This is a genomic window from Corallococcus sp. 4LFB (assembly GCF_046520365.1).
GTDB classification, from domain to species: Bacteria; Myxococcota; Myxococcia; order Myxococcales; family Myxococcaceae; genus Corallococcus; species Corallococcus caeni.
The window spans coordinates 1-370 of the sequence record NZ_JBKGHJ010001268.1; the positions used below are offsets into that span (position 1 = coordinate 1).

A 370-nucleotide genomic window follows, 5' to 3' on the forward strand; every position below is an offset into this window, starting at 1 on the left:
CCGGCTTCAGCTCCTCCACCAGCTTCTCGAACGGCACCTCCTGGTGCGCGTACGCCCCCAGGGTCATCTCCTTCACCTGACGCAGCACCTGACGGAAGCTCGCGCCCGTCTCCAGCTTCGTGCGCAGCACCAGCGTGTTGACGAAGAAGCCGATGAGGCCTTCCAGCTCCGTGCGGTTGCGGCCCGCGATGGGCGTGCCCACGCTGACGTCCTGCTGGCCGCTGTAGCGCGCCAGCAGCACCTGCCACGCCGCCAGCAGCACCATGAAGGGCGTGGCCCCTTCCTTACGGGCCAGTGCCGACAGCTGCTCCGACAGCTCCTTCGGCCACCGGGCCATCGTCGTGGCGCCGTGGAAGCGCTGCACCGCCGG

The 370-nt window shown here is 69.5% G+C and carries 1 protein-coding gene; it reads right to left on the reverse strand.

The features are described from left to right. Positions 1–370: condensation domain-containing protein (locus ACLEQD_RS45265; protein WP_410392051.1), on the reverse strand; the 370-nt coding region annotated here is incomplete at both ends.